General features: G+C 69.7%; 14 protein-coding genes and 1 tRNA gene. 4 read left to right on the plus strand and 11 right to left on the minus strand.

Features of this window, described 5'->3' with window-relative positions; genetic code table 11:
- Position 1 precedes the first annotated feature (1 nt).
- The 4 genes from ACBJ59_RS04850 to ACBJ59_RS04865 all read right to left on the minus strand — a co-directional run bounded on the left by ACBJ59_RS04850 (position 2) and on the right by ACBJ59_RS04865 (position 2,433).
- Entirely contained in the window at positions 2-937 is a 936-nt protein-coding gene (locus ACBJ59_RS04850; RefSeq protein WP_375108962.1) for an MBL fold metallo-hydrolase, read from the minus strand.
- Between the two features lie 40 nt (positions 938-977).
- Positions 978-1,148, minus strand: a complete 171-nt coding sequence (locus ACBJ59_RS04855) for a hypothetical protein (RefSeq protein ID WP_375108963.1) — start codon at positions 1,146-1,148, stop codon at positions 978-980.
- 529 nt (positions 1,149-1,677) lie between these two features.
- Positions 1,678-1,809, minus strand: a complete 132-nt coding sequence (locus tag ACBJ59_RS04860; protein WP_375108964.1) for a thioredoxin family protein — start codon at positions 1,807-1,809, stop codon at positions 1,678-1,680.
- 411 nt (positions 1,810-2,220) lie between these two features.
- Positions 2,221-2,433, minus strand: coding sequence for a hypothetical protein (locus tag ACBJ59_RS04865; protein ID WP_375108965.1), 213 nt, complete (start codon positions 2,431-2,433; stop codon positions 2,221-2,223).
- 296 nt (positions 2,434-2,729) lie between these two features.
- On the opposite strand from ACBJ59_RS04865, the gene ACBJ59_RS04870 reads away from it, so the two are divergent.
- Together ACBJ59_RS04870 and xerC are read left to right on the plus strand one after the other, a co-directional pair.
- Entirely contained in the window at positions 2,730-3,476 is a 747-nt protein-coding gene (locus tag ACBJ59_RS04870) for a hypothetical protein (RefSeq protein WP_375108966.1), read from the plus strand.
- 1,586 nt (positions 3,477-5,062) lie between these two features.
- A complete protein-coding gene (xerC, locus tag ACBJ59_RS04875; protein ID WP_375108967.1) occupies positions 5,063-6,640 on the plus strand; it encodes a tyrosine recombinase XerC in 1,578 nt (525 codons plus the stop codon).
- A gap of 442 nt (positions 6,641-7,082) precedes the next feature.
- On the opposite strand, the gene ACBJ59_RS04880 is transcribed toward xerC, so the two are convergent.
- From ACBJ59_RS04880 to ACBJ59_RS04890, 3 genes are all read right to left on the minus strand, one after another.
- Positions 7,083-7,156, minus strand: a tRNA-Ile gene (locus ACBJ59_RS04880).
- 636 nt (positions 7,157-7,792) lie between these two features.
- Positions 7,793-9,235 (minus strand): S1 family peptidase, encoded by a 1,443-nt coding sequence (locus ACBJ59_RS04885; protein WP_375108968.1) that lies wholly within the window; start codon positions 9,233-9,235, stop codon positions 7,793-7,795.
- Between the two features lie 84 nt (positions 9,236-9,319).
- Positions 9,320-10,252: a LysR family transcriptional regulator gene (locus ACBJ59_RS04890; protein WP_375108969.1), complete on the minus strand. Its 933-nt coding sequence runs from the start codon at positions 10,250-10,252 to the stop codon at positions 9,320-9,322.
- Between the two features lie 96 nt (positions 10,253-10,348).
- On the opposite strand from ACBJ59_RS04890, the gene ACBJ59_RS04895 reads away from it, so the two are divergent.
- Complete coding sequence (locus ACBJ59_RS04895) at positions 10,349-10,576, plus strand: DUF6158 family protein (RefSeq protein ID WP_375108970.1); 228 nt, start codon at positions 10,349-10,351, stop codon at positions 10,574-10,576.
- Complete coding sequence (locus ACBJ59_RS04900) at positions 10,573-10,809, plus strand: hypothetical protein (RefSeq protein WP_375108971.1); 237 nt, start codon at positions 10,573-10,575, stop codon at positions 10,807-10,809. The genes ACBJ59_RS04895 and ACBJ59_RS04900 overlap by 4 nt, the downstream gene beginning before the upstream one ends.
- Before the next feature lie 18 nt (positions 10,810-10,827).
- Here the strand turns inward: ACBJ59_RS04900 and ACBJ59_RS04905 are convergent, their stop codons facing one another.
- From ACBJ59_RS04905 to ACBJ59_RS04920, 4 genes are all read right to left on the minus strand, one after another.
- Positions 10,828-11,538, minus strand: coding sequence for a hypothetical protein (locus tag ACBJ59_RS04905; RefSeq protein WP_375108972.1), 711 nt, complete (start codon positions 11,536-11,538; stop codon positions 10,828-10,830).
- A 131-nt stretch (positions 11,539-11,669) separates the two neighbouring features.
- The gene (locus tag ACBJ59_RS04910; RefSeq protein ID WP_375108973.1) at positions 11,670-12,827 is read right to left on the minus strand and encodes a VWA-like domain-containing protein; all 1,158 of its coding nucleotides are present in this window, start codon (positions 12,825-12,827) and stop codon (positions 11,670-11,672) included.
- Positions 12,824-14,104: an AAA family ATPase gene (locus tag ACBJ59_RS04915; RefSeq protein ID WP_375108974.1), complete on the minus strand. Its 1,281-nt coding sequence runs from the start codon at positions 14,102-14,104 to the stop codon at positions 12,824-12,826. The genes ACBJ59_RS04910 and ACBJ59_RS04915 overlap by 4 nt, the downstream gene beginning before the upstream one ends.
- Before the next feature lie 67 nt (positions 14,105-14,171).
- Positions 14,172-15,125: an NADP-dependent oxidoreductase gene (locus tag ACBJ59_RS04920; protein ID WP_375108975.1), complete on the minus strand. Its 954-nt coding sequence runs from the start codon at positions 15,123-15,125 to the stop codon at positions 14,172-14,174.
- Positions 15,126-15,173 lie beyond the last annotated feature (48 nt).

A 15,173-nucleotide genomic window follows, 5' to 3' on the forward strand; every position in this document is an offset into this window, starting at 1 on the left:
TTCACGCCGCATGAGCGCTACACGGGTGCCGGCAGTTGCCGGTCGAGGTCTTCGGCGATCTCGAGCATGGTGCGGCCGTGGTTGGCCAGGCGCAGGCTCTGGTCGTGCAGGAAGCGGTACAGGTCGGCCTGGCTGGTGAGGAAAGTCGACGATCTGGGTGCCGGGCTTGCGTGGTTCGCGCCAGCGGGGCCAGAAGTGGCTGGCGAACAGCACCTCGGCCTCGGGGCCGAACTGCTCGGCGGCGGCGTTGAGGTAGTTGGACCAGTTCTTGGCGTCGCGGACCTGGGCGCCGCGCGGGCTGTAGAGGTTGTGCAGGGTCGGGGTGGCGTTCTCGGCCATGCACAGCGCCGCGGAGTCGGGCAGGTAGAAGTTCATCTCGGCCGGCGCCTCGGTGCCAGGAGTGAGCTGGAACTCGATGCGGCTCGGGCCGATGCGGGTGGCGTGGTCGACGCGGACGATGTCGGTCGGGGGGCAGCAGGCCGACGGTGCCGGTGGCCATGGTCTTGCCCAGTCCCGCGTCAACCTGGCCCTGCTGTCCCCGGTGCAGGATGCTGCCGTACATGAACAGCGCGCGGCGGGTCATGGCGTTGCCGGCGTAGACGTTCTCGCTGACGGCGTGTTCCAGGAACTCGTCCGGCGCGTAGATCTTCACGGAGAGGTCGGGTACGCCGTCGGTGGCGGTGAACAGGGCGCGGGCGCCGCCGTAGTGGTCGGCGTGGGAGTGGGCGTAGATGACCGCGACGATGGTGCGCGGGCCGCGCTCGGCCAGGTACATCTCCAGCGCGGAGACGGCGGTCTCGGTGTTCTGCAGCGGATCCACCACGACGATGTCGCGGCTGGCCTGGGTGGGGTCTTCGAGGAAGGTGACGTTGGCCATGTCGCCGCCGCGGACCTGGTAGATGCTGTCAGGGACGACTTCGTACAGGCCGCAGTGCATGTTGAGCAGGGCATCGCGCCACAGGCTCGGGTCGACTGTCTCAGGCGCGGAGCCGGTCAGGAAGGTCGAGTAGGGGCAGGCTCCAGGCCGGGACCTTGGGGGCGGCGGAGTCCACCGTGTAGTCCGGCGGCATCGCCTTGATGAGTCCGCGGCTGGCGTGGGCGAACTCGACGTCGCGATCCTGCGGCGGAACGGTGACGTCGGCATTCAAGGTGCGGGTGAGGTCGGTGGCGGGCTATGACATGGTCGGCTTTCCTCTTCTTTCTCCCATGAAGGAATGCGAGAATGCGCAGGAGGCGGCACCGTGCCGACGCAAAGAAAAGAAGCGAGACGTTGAACGAGGGCGCGGAAGGAGCGGCCCGCGAAGCCGCCTCGCTGCGAATTCCGCATGCGGCGATGCGGAATAATCCAGGCACGGTCGGTGAGGCCGTAAATTCGGCAGGGAAGCCGAAAGCGCGACGTATATATGCGCTGCCCCTGCGCGGCGACCCTGCGGCCGAGGGCCGTCACCAGTCCCGGCCGGACATGGTCGCCGGGTACGGATGAGGATCGGAGGTGCGGGTCGATGAGGGCCAGCACGTTGCTCTTCGTCGCGGGGCCGATCCTGGTTGCGAGGATCGCGCCCCCCTTGAACAGGTGCAACGTGGTAATGTAGTCGACCTTGTACCGGGAGGCGTGACCGGATTCTGGTCGATGTCGTGCCTGCCCACGATCACCTTGCCGTCCCGCTCGGCGGCGACCTACTCCAGGATCGGATCCAGCGCCCGGCACACCGCCGACCATTCGGCGCGGAAGACCACTAGCACTGGCCCGGACGCCTTCAGGACGGTATTGGAGAACGTAGCGTCGGTAAGTTCATCCATCTTCGCCATTGACATCTCCACTTCAGTCGGGACATTGACTATTCGAGCATTTCATCTGATACGACCTTGTCAACGTCCTCGATCTCTTGAGGCCTGTCCAAAAGTAGATTGCGGTCGAATGTGCTCGGCTCTCGCCGGTCGAGCCCATTGGTACAGGAGCAGAGAAGACCGGTCGGCCAACGGCCGCCAGAAGTGGGGACCGCTCAAAGGTCGGTGAACGTCCAGGTGGAAATGCCGCTGATCTCACTGAGCCCGGTGGTGGAGCAGGCGGTCAAGCTTCAACTTCCTGGGAACGCTGGAGTGCCCACTGACCGACAGGAAAACCTGAACAACTCCAGATGAAACCGTCCGGACCAAGATGTCGTGTCGCAGGTCAGCGCCAGCTCCTTCCGTCAGCCACATCCGGAAGGGACACTGGCCTCACGCTGGCTCATCAGGCCCACGATCACCCGTCTCACACACGTGCGCTTCCGGCACGGCTGGCTCGACGTGGTGCTCACTCCGGATGGCGGCCGGCAGATCGGCCCGTTGACGGTGATCCCGCGCCCGCCGCCGGAGCATGACGCCGGCGTACAGGCCGATGCCCGCTGCGGCCAACTGAATCAGGCCAGTGAAGAGGTCGAGGATCTGCATGGGGTTCCTTCGCATCCAGTGAGCACGCTGCCCGTTCTCACGGCATCTGCAGTGACGCCTCCAGCACAGCCGACTTCCGCCCTGTCCAGCCAGGCTTTGCGCCGACCATGAGCCGATCGCGAGCCCTCGCCGCCCAAGCTGAGACACTCCCACACGGCTGTCCCGAGCCCATGGGCCAATCTGGGCCAGCGGCTCTAGGATGAGCGGTCCGACCCGATTGAACTATTTGAAGGACGGCCATGTCACCGTTATCCGACGGCGCCACGGGTGCCGCGCAAGCTCCCGTCCTCCTTGACGTGGCGGCGATCGCCACTCTGGTGGATATGGCCGCCGCATTGAAGTTGTTGTGGATCCGTGCCGGCCGCCCAGCTCACCGGCGCTTGGAGGAGGAGTCACGGCACGACAAGCCGCCCCTGCGGCGCAGCAGCATCTCCCGGGCGCTTCGTGGTGAAGGACTGCCGAACAAGGACTTCACCCTCGCCCTGGTCAGGAAGTACGGCGTCAGCGCCGCCGAGCTCGCGCAGTGGGAGCTGGCCTGGGAAAGGGTGGCCATGGCCGAGAGCCGCGCCGCCAGTCCCCGGCCCAGCGAGATAACAGAGCTGCGCGCGACTATCGCACAGATGCAGCAGACGATGGCGGCTCAGGCGGCCGAACTGGCCGCGCTGCGCGACGAGCTCAACCATAGGCCTGCGGCCGCGGCACCGGAGGGGTCCGGCGCGGCCGGCTCGGTCACGCCGACGTCCGGCATGGTCGCCATGGCGATTCTGCAGCAGATGGAGGGATCTGTCGCGCAGGTGGCCCGCCAACGGGTCATCGAACTCGCTGACCACATCGTGACCAACGACCCCCTACTAGTGGGCAGAATGCTCCAGGAAATGGAGGGTCGCATCGCCACGACCAGTAGGGAGGCCATCCAACGACTCGCCGACCAGATCTTGGCCAAGGATCCGCATCTGACAGGGCGCATGCTGCAGGCTATGGAGGGCCACGTCGCACGGGCCAGCCGGGACGCGATCCAGGAAATGGCCCGCCGCCTCGCCTGACCTCCTCACGAACCCGGGAGATGATGATTCATCTTGTCGGCCGCCTGAACCGCGTGCGTCTCGCGCCACCTGCTCACGTGCCGGGCTATGGGGTCAGCTACTCGCGGCCGGGTCGCCGATCTGCCGGGAGGCCGCATGCTGGGCGAAGTGCGCGGCCAGCACGGTCATCCTTGCCCAGGTAGCGGGCGGCCATCTGCTGGACAAGTACGCCGGCCTCGATCTGCACCAGCTGCGCCACAGCGCGGCCACCCACTTCGGTGAGGCTGGCGTGATCACAACTTGCCTGGGTGCAAAACGCACCATTAGCTGGGATTCCCGTCGGATCTCTTTTCCTTACCCTTCAGATCATCCTTATGGTTTGCCTTGATGGGCGGCCACAGCCGGCGCTTGGAATGCTCGGCGAACATGAAGGCAACGCAAGCAGGCTCGTTTAAGGCAGCGGACTCTACTGCGGAAACCCTGAAACGGCGGCACCTGCGCAGCGAGCGGCTTGATCAGCTCTTTGACTGGCGGCAGGCGTAACCCGCTCCGGAGTGCCCGCCAGGTCTTCCGGCTTGGTATTCCCTTGATCTTCTTGCAAGGCTGGCTTGGGTGGATCGGCCTAACCGGGGCACGGAGGGCCCGGCCATGTGCCGGACCCGTGCCGAAGAGCAACCAGCGAGCAACCAACGGCGTGTCTCTGCCTCGCCGGAGGCCCTGAAAACCGAGAAAGCGCAGGTCATATTGGGTGTGGAGTGGTAGGGCGCCCGGGGCTCGAACCCGGAACCTACGGATTAAAGTCCGGAGTTTTGTTTCCACATGCCAGAGCGTGCCGTGTTCTGCCGCGCGGGGTTCAGAAGTTCCAGCGCAAATGCATCGAATCTGGACATTTGTTCATGAAGCGCTGGCGGGCGATTTGTCCGTGAATGTCATAGATTTGAAACCGTGTGCCGCCGTTGGTTGCTCGGTGCAGGTGCCGATGTGGTTTGACTGAAGATTGACCTGTCGCGCTGTCCTAACTCGGCCTTTCTGGCCGGTATTTCAATAAGTGACAGGGATGGTTCGCCCCGCCAGATCGGAGCGTCTGATGGTGACCGTACAGTTCAGCCATTTCGCCGAATCTCGATGTTGCGCCTTCCCTGCCAGCTGAGGCCGCCGCCCCGCGCTCAGCGCGGGGCCTTCTGCAGAGGCCGGCGTTCTCTGGCCGAGGCATGCAACCGGACGCCCCGGGCCCGGCCGAAACGTGCGCCGGGGCGTGTGACCAGCGGATATCGCTTGACATGGGTGGTGAAGGTGGGCGTCGATACCGACCGCCCCGGACCAGTCGGCGGCCCCGAACGTCCCCGCTGCAGCGCCCATAACGGGCCTGTGCGGGCCGACCGGGACCGCCCTCCGGCCGGGGCACGGCAATCCCCACTCCGGGCCGCCCGACGGCGACCGGCGCGGTGATGGGCCGGGTACGCGATGCCGCCGGTGGCGTCATGGACCGGCTCACCGCACCGACGGCGCTCGGTGGGGGGCGGGGATGGGGGAGCGCCGCAGGAAGCGCGACGCCGAGCGGTCGGCGACGCGAGGTCAGCGAACAAGGGAAAGGCGCGACAGCGACGATGAACGGAACCACCTTCAAAACATGTTCCTGCCGGGACGAGGCGACCGGCAAGAAACTGGGCAAGGCCTGCCCGAAACTGCGCCGCCCGGGCGGCGGGGAGCGGTGGAGCAGCACCCACGGGCGCTGGGCCTACCAGCTCGAGCTGCCCGCGCACGCCGACGGGCGGCGGCGTAACCCGCTGCGGCGGCGCGGCTTTGCCACGCTGGAGGAGGTCGAGGCCGAGCTGGAGCATGCCCGGGCGCTGCTGGCGCTGGATGAGGACCCGCACATCCAGCGGAAGATCACCGAGCTGATGCTGTCCATGCTCAAGGACACCAAGACGCTGCCGCCGGTAGAAGAGGTGCGGCGCAAGGTCCGCACCCGCCAGGACCTCAACCCCACCGTCACGGTCGCCGAATGGATGCAGGAGTTCCTGCGGCGCAAGCGGAAGATCGACGTCACCACCCGCCGCTCCTATGAGGCGCACATCCGTCTCTACTTCACCCCCTACCTCGGCGACATCCGGCTGGACCGGCTCCGGGTATCGGATGTGGCGGGCATGTTCGATGCGATCGAGGAGTTCAACGACGTCATCACCACCACCCGCGCTAGCGGCGACTCCGAGCAGCGAGCCAAGGTGCGGTATCGTCGGCCGGTCGGCCCGGCCACCATGCACCGCATCCGCGCCACCCTGCGGCACGCCCTCAATATTGCGATCAAGCAGGACCGGCTGATCGACTTCAACCCCGCCGCGGTAGTCGAGCTCCCCGACGCCGAACGCCCGAAGGCGCTGGTGTGGACCGATGAGCGGGTGGCCGACTGGAATCGTGACCTGCAGCATCGGCTCAGAGCGGAGGAGCGGCGGCGCGGGGCCCGGCTCAGCCGCGCCAGCATGATCAATGTGTACGCGTCCGTGCCCAGGCCATCGCCGGTGATGGTCTGGACGCCCTCGCACACCTACACCTTCCTCGCCCAGGCGGCCACCCACCGGCTGTTCGCGCTGTATCGGCTGATAGCTCTGCGCGGGTTGCGCCGGGGCGAGGCGGTCGGGCTGCGCTGGAAGGATGTCGACCTGACCGCCGGGACGGCGGGGGTGCATTGGCAGATCACTCAGCTGGGCTGGGAGCCGGTGCAGGGCAGGCCGAAGACCGAGGCCAGCGACCGCACCATCGCCCTGGATGAGGACACCGTCACCGCGCTGCGCGCGCACCGCAAGCGTCAAGCCGCCGAACGGCTGGCCGCGGGCGAGACCTGGACCGACAGCGGGTTCGTCTTCACCGACGAGATCGGCCGGCCGCTGCACCCGCAGCAGGTCAGCGACCACTTCTACCAACTGGCCTTCCGGGTGGGGCTACCGCCGGTACGGCTCCATGATCTCCGCCATGGTGCGGCCTCGCTGATGCTGGCCGCCGGGGTCGATCTGAAGGTGGTGCAAGAAACCCTCGGCCACGTCTCCTCCACCTTCACCCGCGACACCTACACCAGCGTCTACCCGGAGGTGGCCCGCGCCGCCGCCGAATCCACCGCCGCCCTCGTCAACACCGCAGCCGCAGGCGCCCAGACCGCCCGGCTGATCACCCTGCCGACCCACACCTGAGACACCACCACCTAAACCACCAAGCCCAGCCAGGCCCGCCGACCCTTCGGCGGGCCTGCCTTATGCCCTCAGCGGCTGTCACACAGGTGACGCAAGGCCGAGCGATCCCGCACCTGCGCGATACACGGCCAAGCGGCTCGCTGCGAGAAGCAGCGGATCTTTAATCTTCTGGTCAGAAAGACCTGGTGAGCAAGACGAGCCGGCTTGGACAAGGCTTGATCTCACATGAGGCCACTGTTGACCGGCGAGGCCGTGCAGGCCTTCTGGCTTGATCTTCTGATGGTCGTCACCGGGGTCTGAACTGACGATGGCGGCCTAAATGATCTACCGCCGTACACGATCCGTACACAAGAGCAACCGCCGAGCAACCAACCATGATCAACAGCGCGATTCGAGGCCGGCGGAAACCGAGAAACCCCAGGTCGAACGCGGTTTTAGAGAGTAGGGCGGGTGGGACTTGAACCCACGACCCACGGATTATGAGTCCGATGCTCTGACCGGCTGAGCTACCGCCCCTGGATTGAGTTGTACGGCGCACGGCAAGACGACGAGAGGATCTTGTCGAGGCTCCGTGCAAGCTAAGGCTAGAGCATCGGATCCGGTCGTGGTGCCCGGCTGAACGGGAGACAGGTCTCCGCCGACATCATTCCATGCCAAGCCCCGTGAGTGGAGCCCAAGTCGATCTTAATCTCGAGGGTGCCGGGAGTCGGCAGGAAAATGGGGTGTGGTGGGGGAAGGGTCCGGTTAGGGTTCGGGGGGTTGGTCGGGGTTGGTGGCGGCACGGGTCGAAGCGGGTCGGTTATCCATCTTCCCATGGGGTGGTCGCGGGTTCGAGTCCCGCCGCGGCTTCGGCTGTGTAGCTCAGTGGTAGAGCACCGAGTGCCGGTTCGCGGTCCCATATCCGTGCCGCCTCCAGAGCCCGACCGGCGAGGAAGGGGAGGCGGGCGTTTCGCGCCCGCCTCCCAAGCCGAGCCGTATCGAGCCGAGCCGTATCGAGTCGAGCCGTATCGAGCCGAGCCGTATCGAGTCGAGCCGTATCGAGTCGAGCCGCATCGAGTCGAGCCGCATCGAGCCGGGCCGCATCGAGCCGGGCCGCATTGAGCCGGGCCGCATTGAGCCGGGCCGAGCCGAATTGGGCCGAGCTGAGGCGGGTTATGGACGGTTCAGGCCCAGCGTGTACGAGCCGGAGCCGCTGTAAGCGTGCACGCGATACCGGTAATACCCGGACGTACCGCTGTAGCTGATCGTCTCGTCAGGGTTCGGGCTGTCGCCCCTGGCCACCACGGACCAGGTCGAGCCGTTCCACTTCTGCAGGTAGACGTCGAAGTCCACACCGCTCGGCCCGTCGAGGCAGGCCGCGTGGGTGCCCGAGACCGTCGCCTGGTAGTAGGAGCCGTTCGGCTGGTACGCGCTCTGGTTCGAGCTCAGCGACCCACTGTACGTCTCCTCGTACCCCTGGCATCCCGGCGGCGGCGGGTCGGTGCCGCCGGCCGTGACCAGCGTCAGGCCGCCCGTCGAGAGGATCTCGCCGATGGGCTGGAAGTACGTGGTGCCGCCCACCGAACAGTTGCCCGAGCCGCCCGACGTCATGCCCTGGGCCTGGTCGCCCGAGATGAACGAGCCGCCCGAGTCCCCGCCTTCGGCGCACACCGTGGTACGCGTCAGGCCCGACACCGTGCCCTCCGGGTAGTTGACGGTGGAGTTGAGCGCGGTGACCGTGCCGCAGTGCCACTGGGTGGTGGAGCCCGAGCGGCAGATCGAGCCCTGGGGCTGGGTGACGGCCGAGCCGCGGACGGGGAGGATGCCGGCGCTGTAGCCGTTCACCACGCCGGGGGCGGTCCAGTTGGAGTTCGTGGCCACCCAGGCGTAGTCGTTCCCGGGGAAGGACGAGATCTGGAACGTGCCCTGCGCCACCCGGTTGAAGCCGGTCGTGGTGACGCCGTTGGAGCCGCAGTGGCCGGCGGTGGTGAAGCCGAGCTGGGTGCCGCGCCTGGCCGCGAAGCCGACCGAGCAGCGGTAGCCCTCAGAGGTGTAGTACGCGTCCCCGCCCCGGATGTCGTAGAACAACCGCGGGCGTTCGGCCGACTGCTCGAACTTCACGGCGGCGGCGTCCATGCCGCTGGCGGCCACCCAGGATCGGGCGGCCTGCTCGTCGCTGGTCAGGACGACGACGGAGTTGTCCCGGGGTGAGACGGCCCAGCTGTGTACGGTGCCCGGTGGCGCCGTCCGGTCCAGACCCTCCTTGACCGCGCTGAGCTGGGCGAACGAGCGAGGTACGATGGCGGCCCGGGCGCCGGCGCGGGTGATCTCGGCCGTGTCCGCGGCGTCGACGCTGGCCACGACCAGCGCGCTCTCGGCGCCCTCATACCAGATTCCGGCATAGCGGTCGCCGAGCCTCTTGCTCAGGCCGGGCGCGGCGGCGTTGCCGCGGGCCTCGTTCGCCAGGCGGTTGAGCGCCTGCTCCTTCGTGATGCCGAGGTCGCGCTGCACGGCGTCGACCACGCCGGACGGCGGTTTCGCGGTGGCGACGGCAGGGGTTGCCGTCATGACTAACGCGCCGATCGCGATCGCGATCAGCGCCGGGGTCCGGAGCATGATTGTCTCCTCGCTGCTGGGGGTGCCGTCACGGTAACGGCGAGCCAGGAAACGGAGGAGTACTACTTTGCCCCTATCACCGTGTTATGGAGCGGTGCCGTAACCCGGGTTACGTACCAGCCAGTCGTAATAGACGGGACTGCGGCGTACCGCGTCCATGTGGGCCTGCTTCGCCTGCGCCACCACCCAGGAGGCCTCGGGGGCGGTGGGATGCCGGCCGAGGAGCTGCCGCCAGCGCAGCGGCGCGCCGACCAGCGGCACCATGGTCAAGCCCTGGGCGGCCTGGTGGGTGGCCTGGCAGAGCACGACGGCCCGGCCGACCTGCGCGAGATGGGCACAGGTCGGTACGTCGGTCTCGTAGATCGTGCCAGGCGTGAAACCCGCCCGCGCGCACGCCATCGCGAAGCAGTCCGCGAAGCAGCCGTCGCCCGGCGTCACCGCCCACTGCTCCCCGGCCAGGTCGGCCAGGGCCACCTCCTTCTCCTTGGCGACGGGATGATCCTCCGCGACCAGGCAGAAGACGGGGTCGTTGCTGATCGTCTCCCACAGGAGCGTGCCGGTGGGGGTGCCGGAGTCGCCGCAGGCGCCGGTCAGCACGTAGTCGAGGCGGCCGAGCTCGACCATGCTGTTCAGCTCGTGCGTCGACCAGGACGTGTACGTGCTGACCGTCCGCTCCGCGGCGAGCCGGTCGACCAGGCCGCCGAGTATCGGCCCGTTGGTGGCGCCGATGCGGAAGCCGGGGGAGGGGGCGTGAGCGAAACGTACGGCTTCGTCCTGCAGCTCTTTGGCTGCGGGGAGAAGCACCCGTGCCCGGGCGAGCACGAGTTCGCCGAGGCGGGTGGGCCTGGCGCCGTGACGGTCACGCTCGAAGAGGGCGCCGCCGAGCACCCTCTCGATACGCTTGAGCTGTGCGGTCAGGGCTGGTTGTGCCAGCCCGAGCAGGGACGCGGCCTTGCTCACACTTCCCGCGTCCGCGACCGCGCGGACGATCCTGAGGTGCCTGAGCTCGAGGTCCATAACGGGAAGGTAAGGCGGCGATCTCTTACAAACAATGGCTAAATGTCAGGAAATGTGACAGATATTGTTTGAGGGTTCCTGGGGTAGGGGGAGCCCATGACGACGATGGGAATAGATGCTGCCCAGCTCAGCGACGATGATCTCGTACGCGAGCTGCGCCAGTTGCACCTCACCCGCAGCGATACCTTTTTCCACGGGTCGGACGACGCGCTGTCCATGCACACCGCCCGAACCAGCGAGCTGGAGGCGGAATATCTCCGCCGCAACCCGGATCGCGAGGTCGATCCCCTCCGGTTGAGGGAGGGAGCGAGGCAACGCTCATGACCGAGGGGCACGATGTCCAGGCCCTGTCGGACGTGGACATCCACGTGTACGAGGCCGTGGCGTCCAAGGTGGTCGAGTCCGGCGGCGCCGGGCTGGCGGGCCTGGTGCGATCTTCCGGGCTGACCGAGGAGGAGGTGCGGGCGAGCCTGGCCACGCTGGTCGAGCACGGGTACGTGGTGCCGAAGGGCGACGGGTACGGGCTGGGGCCGCACACGTTCGAGGTCGAATACTGAGGCTTGGCCGTACGCGGGTCAGGCCGGGTCGGGGCCGAAGGCCGACAGCGCGCGGAGCACGCGTGCCCGGTCCGCCGTGACGCCTGCCGCCCGCTGCCCGGCCGCCTCCTCCGGCGTGAACCCGGCCGCGCACCAGGTCGCCACCTCCGCCAAGGGGACGGCGCCCCACCAGGCGGCCAGCACCTCCACCGCGGGCAGACCGGTCCGCGCCGCCTCCGCGGCCGTGAACCCGAGTGCCCTGAACACCCTCGCGTCCCCCTGGTCCACCCGGCGCCGCGCCCATTCCTCGGCCTCGGCGCCGGGCCAGCCCGCGTCGGCGTAGGCACGGGCCACGTCCGCGGGCACGCCGGCGCGCAGCAACCGCCGCAACGCCTCCGCGAGCGCGGGGTCGGGCTCGGCGGCCGGCTCCGGAGCGGCCAGCCGGGCCAGCCGGGCCAGCAAGGGGACCCGGCGCGGTCGCTCGCCGGCCAGGTGCCTGCGGGCCGCGTCATGCGGGGCGACGCCCAGCTCGTGCCAGCGCACCGCCTCCACCGGCGTCATGCCGGCCCGCTGCCAGGCGATGACCGTGTCGGGGGTGGCGGCGGCGGTACGCCAGAGCCGGGCGTCGGCGGGCGCGGTCACACCGGCCGCGCGCCAGGCCGCCGCCTCCTCGGGCCCGAACCCGGCCGCCCGCCACCGCCGCACCTCTCCCTGGGTGAAGCCCTCCTCCGAACCGTCCCACCGTGCCACACCGAGCTCCTTCCCTATCTACCCTGCCCGTTGCGGGTATCCGGCCGGCGTGCCGCCGCGTCTGAGGTCGTCCGGTCCCGTGCGGCGGGGTGTTCCGTCATGCGGCGGCTTCCGCGGGCAGGGGTGTTCCGTCATGCGGCGGCGTCCGCGGGGTGGGGCGGGAGGCGGACCGTGTTCGCCCAGGGCGGTGCCGCGTGGCGGTCGCCGAACAGGCAGAGCACGACGTGGGGACGGGGGCGCCGGTCCGGCCACGGCGTGTCGCCGTCGGTCAGCACGATCAGCAGGTCGGCTCCGGTGGCGGCGGCCGCGGCGAATCCCGGCCTGAGGTCCGTGCCGCCACCTCCGGCCAGCTCGATCCGGGCCGCGGCACGTACGCGCTGGGCCGGGCGGGCCTCGGTGTCGCAGCAGATCACGTCGACCTGGCGGTTCCCGGCCGCCCGCAGCACGCCGTCCAGCTCGCCGAGGGCCTGCGCCAGCTCGGTACGGGTGACGCTGCCCGAGGTGTCGACCAGGACGGCGATCCGGGGGAGCGGGCGTACCAGCGCGGGCAGGACGATCGACGGCACGGACGCCGCCCGCCTGGACGGCCGGGTGTAGCTGTAGTCCACCCGGCCCGCCGCCAGCGTCAGGCCCCTCCTGACGAGCCGGGCAAGCCTGGCCCGCCAGTCCACCTCGGGGCGCAGCGTCGCCTCGGCCCAGCGCCGCCAGCCGGCGGGGGCCGTGCCCCGCGCCTCGATCTCGGCGGCCACGGCTCTGGCCAGGAGCTCGCGCTCCAGGGCCGTCATCGCGCTCGGGCCGGTGAACGGGGGCCGGGCGCACGCGGCCAGGTGGGGCGGGACGTCTATGAGATCGAGGAGCTCGGCGTAGCGTTCGGCGAGCAGGCCGTCCGGCAGGCCCAGCGCCTCGGGGGAGATGGCGTCACCGGGGGTGTCTTCCAGGTCGCCCGCGAGGTCGTCGTTGATCTCGGCGTCGGCGGCCCGGGCCCAGCGCAGGCGCGGCTCCGGCTCCCGGTACGGCTCTGCTCTGGCGTGGTGGTCCCTGAGCAGGTGGCCCACCTGGTGGAGCAGCCACCAGCCGAGCTCGGGCACGGGGGTGGCGGCGGTGGCCGCGGGGTTCACGTGCACGTTCCAGTGCTCGTCGGCGGGGAGGCGGGGCGGGGCGGCGTCGTGGACGAGGGGGGTCAGGGCGAAGAGCGCCGAGGCCAGGTACGGCGCCCGCGCGGCCGCCCACAACCGCGCCCCGGCGAACCGCTCGCCCGCCGCCCGTTCGTGGTCTTCCGGGCGGTTCATGGCATCAGCCCGGCGGAGCGGAGGATCGGGGCGAGGTCCAGGACGGTGGACGGCAGGGTCGCGCCGTGCGGGCGGCGGGCGGCGAGGGAGCGGGCGGCGCTGGCGGCCACGTCCGGGGTGCGCCTGGCCACCCGCGCGATGAGCGTCCACGCCCGCTGCCACGAGTCCGCGCCTCCGTCGGCGGTCACGTGCGCCACCACCGACCCGAGCACGGCGTGCACCCGGTCCACGCGGTCGGGCAGCGGGGCGGTGGGATCGGCGAGCAGGGTCTCGGGGTCGGGCAGGTCCAGGTCTCGGAGCCAGGACAGCAGCTCGAACCCGGCCGCCTCCCCGACGGCACCGACCACCAGCTCGGCCCGCACCCGCTCCGCCTCGGCCGGCCCCACCCCGAAGCCCCCGCCCTCGGCGACACCGGTCCCCGAGGCGTGGGCCGAGCCGGAGAGGGCGCTCGTCCGCGAGGTGCGGGCCGGGGTCGCCCCGAAGGGGGTGTCCGTCTCGGAGGCGCCGGAGGCGGGGCTGGGCGCGGAAGCGTGAGCGGGGCCGGTGCGCAAGACGGTGGCGGAGGTGCAGGCCAGGGCGGTGGCGGAGGTGGAGGCCAGGGCGGTGGGGGAGGTGCAGGCCAGGGCGGTGGCGGCCAGCTCCCACGTACGGGGACTCGGCCACGCCCGCCCCGCCCCCTCCGGTACGGCGAGCACCAGCTCAGGCCGTACCCGCAGAAAGGCCCCCACCAGCGCCCGAGCCCGCCCGATCTCCCCGGCCCCCAGCACGAGATCGGGCGCCGACGGCGCGGCGAACCCGCCGGTGAACCCCTCGGCCACCGAGGCGGCGCTCACCTTCCAGTCCAGATGGATCAGCCGGTTGGCCAGCGGCGCCGACAGGTCCCACCCGTCGGCGGCCTGCTCCGGCGGGTTGGCCGCCGCCACGATCCGCACGGAGGGCGGCAGCGTCAGGTCCCCGACCGTCCGCTCCAGCACCACCCGCAGCATCGCGGCCTGGACGGCGGGCGGCGCGGTGGTCAGCTCGTCCAGGAAGAGGATCCCCGACCCCGCCGACGCCAGCCGTTCCGCCCACCGCGGCGGCGCGAACCAGGTCCGCCCGTCGCGCAGCACCGGCAACCCGGCGAAGTCGCTCGGCTCCCTGATCGAGCCCACCACGACCTCCACCGGCAGTCCGAGCCGCTCCCCGAGCGCCAGCACGGCCGAGGTCTTCCCGGTCCCGGGCGAGCCCCAGAGGATCACCGGCAGGTTCGCCGCCACCGCGAGGGACAACGCGTCCACGAAGCACACCCCCGTCAACTTTGATTGACCAAGCTAGAGTCAACGTAGGTTGACGCGAGGTGGAATGTCAAATCTCCAGCACGAGCTTGCCGACGAAGTCGCCGCTTTCCATCAGCGCCTGCGCCTTGGCGGCCTCGGCCAGCGGGAAGACCTGGTCCACGTGCACGGCCAGCCTGCCGTCGGCCACCAGCTCGGCCAGCGCGGCCAGCCCCGCGTGGTCGGGCTCCACGACGAGCACGCTGTGCCGCAGCCCGGCCTCCGTGTACGCGGCCACGTCCTCGGGCGTCATCCCCGACACGCCGATGAACGCGCCCCCGGGCCGGATCAGCGGCAGCGACCTGGCCGGATAGTCCCGGCCCACGATGTCCACCACGAGATCCACCTCGGACACCGCCGACGCGAAGTCCACGCCGGTGTAGTCGATCACCTCGTCCGCCCCGAGCCCCCGGACGAACTCGTGCTTGGCCCCACGGGCCGTGCCGATCACGTACGCCCCGCGCAGCTTCGCCAGCTGCACGGCCAGGTGCCCCACCCCGCCCCCGGCGGCGTGCACCAGCACCCGCTGCCCCGGCGAGACGTCGGCGATGTCGGAGAACGCCTGCCACACCGTCAGCCCCGGCATGGGCAGCGCCGCCGCCCGCACGTGGTCGATCCCGGCGGGCTTGAGCGCGAACTGCCGCGGCCGGGCCACCACGTACTCGGCGTAGGCCCCGGCGTAGAGCGGGAAGTTGAGCATGCCGAACACCTCGTCGCCCGGCTTGAACCGGCCGACGTAGGCCCCGACCTGCTCGACGACGCCCGACACGTCCCAGCCGGGGGTCAGCGGGGGCGTGGTGTAGTCCGGCGGGTACGGGGTCCGCCGCAGCTTCCAGTCAGGCGGGTTGACCCCGGCGGCCTTCACCCGCACCAGCACCTCGTGCGCCTGCGGCTCCGGCCGCGGCACTTCGGTCAGTTCCAGCACCTCGGGCTCGCCGAACGAACGGTAAACGATCGCACGCATGTTCTCTGTCACGGGATCCATGCTGGTCACCCGAGGTACCTGTTGTGAAGAAGGCACCTGTTTGGTATT

Origin of the sequence: Nonomuraea sp. MTCD27 (assembly GCF_041950495.1) — a bacterium.
GTDB lineage: Bacteria > Actinomycetota > Actinomycetes > Streptosporangiales > Streptosporangiaceae > Nonomuraea.

Excerpts from the sequence above, each read along its gene's own strand:
- xerC (WP_375108967.1), top strand. The coding sequence starts at position 5,063 with ATGAACGGAACCACCTTCAAAACATGTTCCTGCCGGGACGAGGCGACC.
- ACBJ59_RS04860 (WP_375108964.1), bottom strand. The coding sequence starts at position 1,809 with ATGGCGAAGATGGATGAACTTACCGACGCTACGTTCTCCAATACCGTC.
- ACBJ59_RS04910 (WP_375108973.1), bottom strand. The coding sequence starts at position 12,827 with ATGAACCGCCCGGAAGACCACGAACGGGCGGCGGGCGAGCGGTTCGCC.
- ACBJ59_RS04900 (WP_375108971.1), top strand. The coding sequence starts at position 10,573 with ATGACCGAGGGGCACGATGTCCAGGCCCTGTCGGACGTGGACATCCAC.
- ACBJ59_RS04865 (WP_375108965.1), bottom strand. The coding sequence starts at position 2,433 with ATGCAGATCCTCGACCTCTTCACTGGCCTGATTCAGTTGGCCGCAGCG.
- ACBJ59_RS04895 (WP_375108970.1), top strand. The coding sequence starts at position 10,349 with ATGACGACGATGGGAATAGATGCTGCCCAGCTCAGCGACGATGATCTC.
- ACBJ59_RS04850 (WP_375108962.1), bottom strand. The coding sequence starts at position 937 with ATGCACTGCGGCCTGTACGAAGTCGTCCCTGACAGCATCTACCAGGTC.
- ACBJ59_RS04890 (WP_375108969.1), bottom strand. The coding sequence starts at position 10,252 with ATGGACCTCGAGCTCAGGCACCTCAGGATCGTCCGCGCGGTCGCGGAC.
- ACBJ59_RS04885 (WP_375108968.1), bottom strand. The coding sequence starts at position 9,235 with ATGCTCCGGACCCCGGCGCTGATCGCGATCGCGATCGGCGCGTTAGTC.
- ACBJ59_RS04920 (WP_375108975.1), bottom strand. The coding sequence starts at position 15,125 with ATGGATCCCGTGACAGAGAACATGCGTGCGATCGTTTACCGTTCGTTC.